Origin of the sequence: Conyzicola sp., assembly GCF_046714715.1 — a bacterium.
Lineage (GTDB): Bacteria > Actinomycetota > Actinomycetes > Actinomycetales > Microbacteriaceae > Conyzicola.
The window spans coordinates 1-6,228 of record NZ_JBKKAD010000020.1; the positions used below are offsets into that span (position 1 = coordinate 1).

The 6,228-nt window shown below is 68.5% G+C and carries 8 protein-coding genes; 5 read left to right on the forward strand and 3 right to left on the reverse strand.

What is annotated here, in order from left to right:
• The 5 genes from ACLQ6X_RS02100 to ACLQ6X_RS02120 form a co-directional block, all read left to right on the forward strand.
• The coding region (locus ACLQ6X_RS02100) for a Bax inhibitor-1/YccA family membrane protein (RefSeq protein ID WP_411698509.1) at positions 1-624 on the forward strand (624 nt) is incomplete at its 5' end.
• Positions 625-754: 130 nt separating this feature from the next.
• A complete protein-coding gene (locus ACLQ6X_RS02105) occupies positions 755-1,954 on the forward strand; it encodes a sensor histidine kinase (RefSeq protein WP_411698510.1) in 1,200 nt (399 codons plus the stop codon).
• On the forward strand, positions 1,951-2,610 hold the full coding sequence (locus ACLQ6X_RS02110) for a response regulator (protein WP_411698511.1): 660 nt from the start codon (positions 1,951-1,953) through the stop codon (positions 2,608-2,610). Before ACLQ6X_RS02105 ends, ACLQ6X_RS02110 begins: the two co-directional genes overlap by 4 nt.
• Positions 2,611-2,619: 9 nt before the next feature.
• On the forward strand, positions 2,620-2,850 hold the full coding sequence (locus tag ACLQ6X_RS02115; RefSeq protein ID WP_411698512.1) for a PLDc N-terminal domain-containing protein: 231 nt from the start codon (positions 2,620-2,622) through the stop codon (positions 2,848-2,850).
• Positions 2,851-2,912: 62 nt separating this feature from the next.
• A complete protein-coding gene (locus ACLQ6X_RS02120) occupies positions 2,913-3,311 on the forward strand; it encodes a DUF3253 domain-containing protein (protein ID WP_411698513.1) in 399 nt (132 codons plus the stop codon).
• A gap of 57 nt (positions 3,312-3,368) precedes the next feature.
• Here ACLQ6X_RS02120 and guaA read toward each other — a convergent pair whose 3' ends face one another.
• Genes guaA through ACLQ6X_RS02135 form a run of 3 tightly spaced genes read right to left on the reverse strand, consistent with a single transcriptional unit; the run spans position 3,369 to position 6,212 of the window.
• The gene (guaA, locus tag ACLQ6X_RS02125) at positions 3,369-4,952 is read right to left on the reverse strand and encodes a glutamine-hydrolyzing GMP synthase (protein WP_411698516.1); all 1,584 of its coding nucleotides are present in this window, start codon (positions 4,950-4,952) and stop codon (positions 3,369-3,371) included.
• Complete coding sequence (locus ACLQ6X_RS02130; protein WP_411698514.1) at positions 4,940-5,419, reverse strand: DUF3817 domain-containing protein; 480 nt, start codon at positions 5,417-5,419, stop codon at positions 4,940-4,942. The genes guaA and ACLQ6X_RS02130 overlap by 13 nt, the downstream gene beginning before the upstream one ends.
• Positions 5,420-5,423: 4 nt before the next feature.
• Entirely contained in the window at positions 5,424-6,212 is a 789-nt protein-coding gene (locus tag ACLQ6X_RS02135; RefSeq protein WP_411698515.1) for an SURF1 family protein, read from the reverse strand.
• Between the last annotated feature and the right edge of the window lie 16 nt (positions 6,213-6,228).

Below are 6,228 nucleotides of genomic sequence, written 5' to 3' on the forward strand. Positions count from 1 at the left end.
ATCGTCAAGATCGTCATCGCCTTCGTCATCCTCCTCGCCGGTGCCGTCGTCGGCTGGATCGTTCCGATCCTCGCCATCCCCGGTGCGATCATCGGCCTCGTGCTCGCGCTCGTCAACATCTTCAAGAAGAAGCCGTCGCGCGGGCTCATCCTCGCCTACGCGGCGTTCGAGGGCCTCTTCGTCGGTGGCATATCGGCGATCTTCGAAAGCCGACTCGACGGCATCGTGCCGCAGGCCGTTTTCGGCACCCTGGCCGTCGTGGGTGTGACACTCGCTCTGTTCGCCACCGGCAAGATCCGCGAATCGAAGCGCGCGACGCAGATCTTCACCGTCGCGATCTTCGGCTACATGGCGTTCCAGCTGGTCAACCTCGTGCTGGTCTGGACGGGCGTGCTCCCCCAGTTCGGCGTGCAGGGCATGCACCCGCTGATCAACATCGGCATCGGCATCTTCGTCGTGCTGCTCGCCTCGTACTCGCTGGTCATGGACTTCACGTCGATCAAGCGCGGCGTCGAGCAGGGCGCGCCCCGAATCTACGGATGGCAGGCCGCGTTCGGCATCATGGTCACCGTCGTCTGGCTGTACACCGAGATCCTGCGCTTCCTCGCGATCTTCCGCGACTAGCCTTCACCTCGAGAAGCCCCCGGCCGAGCGGCCGGGGGCTTTTCTGCGCCCGCGCGCGGCGCCCTCATCAGTTCGGACGATATTGCCGCGCGCGCTGGGCGCCCCGGGCAGGGCGACCTATCGTGAGGTTATGTTCACCCTGCTCAGGAAACTCCGCCCGTACCTCGAGCCGACCATCGCAGTCGTCTTCTTCGTGCTGTGGGTCGTCGCCGAGGCCGGTCGGCAGCATGGAGGTTCGGCCTGGGCGGCGCTCATAACCATCTCGGTGGCCATCGCAGTCTCGCGAATCTGGCCGTGGGCCGCATTAGCGGCCGTCTCGGCCGTACCGCTGCTGCAACTGGTCGGCGTATTACGCCCACCCGAATCGACAACGTGGCCGGTGGCCTTCGGCGTGATTTTCGTCGCGTTCACTGTGTCGCTGACCGCGCCCAAACGGGTCGCCTACGTGGCCCTCGCCCTCAGCCTGCCGATGGCGCTAGCGGCCGGCGCGCTCCTGGGGCTACAGATGAACTCGTGGGTGGGTCGCGGAAGTTTCGAGCGTGAGGTCGAGATGTTCGTGACAGTCGCCGTCGTGGCGTTCGGCTTGTATGCGGGAGCGTGGGGGCTCGGATTCGCGCTGCGACTGAACTTCAGCGAGCTGCGGGCGCTGTACCTGCTGCGCGCCACCGCCGCCCAACTCGGCGCGACCGAGAGCGAACTCGCGATGTCGCACGAGCGCGACCGCATCGCCCGTGAGGTGCACGACGTGCTCGCTCACTCGCTCGCGGTCGTGATCGCGCAGGCGGACGGCGCGCGCTTCATCGGCGAGAAGAAGCCGGAGAAGACGGATGACGCGTTGCGCGCCATCGCCGACGCGGCGCGCTCCTCGCTCATCGACGTGCGCACGCTCGTGGAGGGCCTGCGCGAAGACCAGGGCGACCAGCCGCAACCGGGACTCGCCGACATTCCGGCCCTCGTCAAGCAGGTGTCCGGCGCGGGCATGACCGTCGACTCCCAGCACTTCGGCGATGCCAAGACCATGACCCCCGCACAGCAGCTCGCCGTGTTCCGCATAGTGCAGGAGAGCCTGACCAACGCGCTCCGGCACGCGGGCCGGGCCACCACGCGACTCTCGTTCGACTGGCGTGGGCCCGGACTCGCCCTGACCATCACGAGCGCCGGCATCGAGGCATCGGAGTCGACGGCGGGCGGCCACGGCATCCGCGGCATGAAGGACCGCGCGCGTCTTGCCGGCGGCTGGCTGACGGCGGGCGCATCCGACGGCGACTTCGTCGTCACGCTGTTCGTCCCGACCGGCTCCGAGCGGCCCGCCGAAGGCGAGGCCGCGTGAACCCCATCCGTGTGGCCGTGGTCGACGACCAGGCGCTGTTCGTGTCGGGCATGCAGATGCTCATCGAGTCGCAGCCGGATCTCGAGTTCGCGGGCTCGGCCATCACCGGCCGCTCGGGCGTCGAGCTCGCCGCGCGCTCACAGCCGCACATCGTGCTGATGGACATCCGCATGCCGGGCATGGACGGGATCGAAGCGACCGAGCAGATCCTTCGGCCGGGCGTCTCGACGCGGGTCATCATGCTCACGACGTTCCAGCGCGACGAGGCGGTGTTCCGCGCGATCCGCGCTGGGGCGAGCGGGTTCGTGACGAAGGACGCGACGCCGGAGTTCGTGCTCGCCGCTATCCGCACGGTGAACGGCGGCAAGTCCGTGCTCGCGCCGACGGCCACGTTCAACCTCGTCAAGCAGTTCGCGAAGCGCCCGGCCGACACCGGCCGACCGCTCGAACGGGCGATCGACGCGTTGACGCCGCGCGAACGCGAGATCTTCCTGCTCGTGGCGCGCGGCCTGAGCAATGCAGAGGTCGCGTCGGCCGCGTTCGTGACCGAGGCCACGGCGAAGACGCACCTGCGCAGCATCCTGAGTAAATTGGCGCTGCAGAGCCGCATCCAGATCGTCATCTTCGCCTACGAGAACGGCCTGCTCAAGTACTAGGGTGAGCCCATGGATGACACGAAGAATCCTCTGATCCCCCCGGTGTACGACGTTCTCTGGGTGGTGACGCCCGTGCTCGCGCTGGCGCTCACCGTGGTCGCGCTCGTGAGCATCAGCCGCACCGCGCACCGCTCGATCACCGAGCTCTTCGTCTGGATCGCCATCGTGATCTTCGTGCCGGTATTCGGCCCCATCGGTTGGCTGCTCGTGAAGCGATCGCTGCCGAAGACCGCCGGCTGAACCCGATCGGCCCGCGAGGGCAAGGCCCTGCCGCCTCGAACCCGTCCGGCTACCGTGGAACCATGCCCCACCGCCAGCGCGCCTCCGACCTCGAGGTCCCCGCCGAGAAGACCTGCGCGTCGTGCGGCCGCCGCATCGGATGGCGGGCCGCGTGGGCCAAGAACTGGGACGACGTGCGCTACTGCTCGGACGCGTGCCGGGCGCGCAAGGTCACCGCGACCGACCGCGAGCTGGAGGCCAGCATCCTGCGCCTGCTGGCCGACCGCGCCGCCACCGCGACCGCGTGCCCGTCGGAGGCCGCCCGCGCGATCGGCGGCGAGTCGTGGCGGGACCTGATGGAGCCCGCGCGCCGGGCCGCCCGCCGCCTCGTCGCCCAAGGCGAGATCGACATCACGCAGGGCGGATCGGTGGTCGACCCGTCGACGGCGCGCGGCCCGATCCGGCTGCGCAAGCGCCCATAACCCCGTCGTTAACCGACGAAGGCCGCACCCCGGGGGGCGCGGCCTTCGTCTACGGGACTACTCCCACTCGATGGTTCCCGGCGGCTTCGACGTGACGTCGAGCACCACGCGGTTCACTCCAGCCACCTCGTTGGTGATGCGGTTGGAGATGCGCGCGAGCACGTCGTAGGGCAGGCGGGTCCAGTCGGCGGTCATCGCGTCTTCGCTCGAGACGGGACGCAGAACGATCGGATGCCCGTAGGTGCGACCGTCGCCCTGCACGCCGACCGACCGGACGTCGGCCAACAGCACGACCGGGCACTGCCAGATCTCGTTGTCGAGTCCGGCGGCCGTCAGCTCTTCGCGGGCGATCGCGTCCGCCTTGCGGAGCAGCTCGAGACGCTCACGGGTAACCTCGCCCACGATGCGGATCCCGAGGCCAGGCCCCGGAAACGGCTGGCGGCTCACGATGACCTCGGGCAGCCCGAGCTCGCGGCCGATGGCACGCACCTCGTCTTTGAACAGGGTGCGCAGCGGTTCGACGAGCTTAAACTGCAGGTCTTCGGGCAGGCCCCCCACGTTGTGGTGGCTCTTGATGTTGGCCGTGCCGCTTCCGCCGCCCGACTCGACCACGTCGGGGTAGAGCGTGCCCTGCACCAGGAAGTCGATGGTCGCGCCGTCGCCCTGCGCCTCGAGAACGAGCGCCTCGGCGGCGCCCTCGAAGCTGCGGATGAACTCGCGGCCGATGATCTTGCGCTTCTGCTCGGGGTCGGTGACGCCGGCGAGCGCGTCGAGGAACTGGTCCACGGCGTCGACGGTGATGAGACGCACACCGGTCGACGCGACGTAGTCCTCCTCGACCTGGCGACGCTCGTCCTGGCGCAGCAGTCCGTGGTCGACGAAGATCGCGGTGAGCTGGTCGCCGACGGCCTTGTGCACGATCGCGGCGGCGACGGCGGAGTCGACTCCGCCCGAGAGGGCGGCGATGACCTTGGCGGTGCCGGCCTGCTCGCGGCTGCGGGGGGCCTGCGCTTCGATCACGTTCGCGCTGTTCCAGTCGGCGGGGATGCCGGCCGCGTCGTGCAGGAAGTTCTCGAGCACGCGCTGGCCGTACTCCGAGTGCTTGACCTCGGGGTGCCACTGCACGCCGTACATCTTCCGCTCGTCGCTCGCGAAGGCGGCGACCGGGGTCGAGGCGCTCGACGCGAGAACGGTGAAGCCCTCGGGCGCCTTCGAGACGGAGTCGCCGTGGCTCATCCAGGTGGTCTGGTCGGCGGGCTGGTCGCCGAGCAGGGTCGACGTGCCGGGGGCCAGCGTGACGGCGGTCGCGCCGTACTCGCGCAGGCCCGTGTTCGCCACCTCGCCGCCGAGCTGCTGCGCCATGACCTGGAAGCCGTAGCAAATGCCGAGCGTGGGAACGCCCAGCTCGAGGATGCCCGGGTCGAGCGAGGGCGAGCCGGCGTCGTAGACGCTCGAGGGACCGCCGCTCAGCACGATGCCGATCGGGTTCTTGGCAGCGACCTCGGCCGCGGTGATCGTGTGCGGCACGATCTCGGAGTAGACGTTCGCCTCGCGCACACGGCGCGCGATCAACTGCGCGTACTGCGCGCCGAAGTCGACGACGAGTACCGGCTGTGCGGCCGTGCTGTTTACTTCGCTAATGGGGTCGTCTCCTCGTTCTGTTCGGAATGCAGTGTCTGTTCTGACTGCAGGGGCTGTGCCGACTGCAGGACATCGAGCTCCGCCACCGTCTGCGCGTGTACCCGGCGCTCGACGATGAAGGAAAGGAAGGGGATCACGCCACCGAGGGCGATGAGGATGAACTTCGGGAAGGTCCAGCGCATGAGGCTCCACAGGCGGAAGTCGCTGTAGAGGTACACGACGTAGAACCAGCCGTGCAGAATCAGGATGATCGTCGACAGGTTGATGCCGATGATCAGGTCTTTCGGCGTGAGGGCGAGGAAGCCCTCGGGGCCGTTCAGCTCAATGTCGACGCCGAAGCCGTAGCGGGTCACCATCATCAGCACGAGCAGCAGCAGGAAGACACCCGTGACGACCGAGGTCACCCGGTAGAGACGAAGCGCGCTCCGGATTCGCGGCAGGTTGGAGAGCTTCGGTTTGAGGGCCATTGCTCTAGTTTACAAGCCGCAGTTCTTCGGCTTCTTCCTGTTCGCGCTCCCACGCGTCTTTCACGAGGCGGAACCACAGGAACACCGCGAATCCGGCGAACACCGCCCACTCGACGGCGTAGAAGATGTTGAGCCAGTTGATCGAGATCTCGGTGCTGGGTGCGGGCGCTTCGATGAGGTCGAGCCCCGGCGTCGCTTCGTCGGTCACCAGGTAACCGGCATAGACGGTCGTCGGTGCTTCGACCCACTGGTTCACGAGGGCCGCCGTCGACAGCGAATTCTGTTCGCCGTTCTCGAAGTCGTCTTCCTGCGGGGCTTCGCTGGGCAGGTAGCGGCCTCCGAAGTCGGTGGGCGCCTGGTCGCGCTTCGCCCGGTCGTCGAAATCAGAGACCGCGGATGCCGCGTCCTCCTCGGTCGCGGCCCAGCCCAGTGCCACGGCGAGCGACGCCCCCGCGCTCGCCTCGTTCGTGGCGTCGTCGGTCGCGACCAGGTGCGCGACCACCCAGTAGCCGGGGGTTCGGTCGTTGAGGCGCCCGCTCAGCACCGTGAAGTCGCCCGGCACGAGGGTGCCCTCGATCGTGACCCGGCGTCCAGCCGCCTCGGCGGTCAGAGGCTGCTGGGCGACGGCGAGCTCGGCCAGCGGAACCGGCGTCTCTGTCGTCTCGTCCACGGGCACGCCCGCGTCGACGCTGCGCGACAGCTGCCACTGCCCGAGCGCGGCGAACCCGAACGCGATGGCGAGGCACAGCACGAGGGCGGCGATCCAGCGCGGCCGGCGCGCGAGCTGCCACACGGTCTAGTACTCCGGG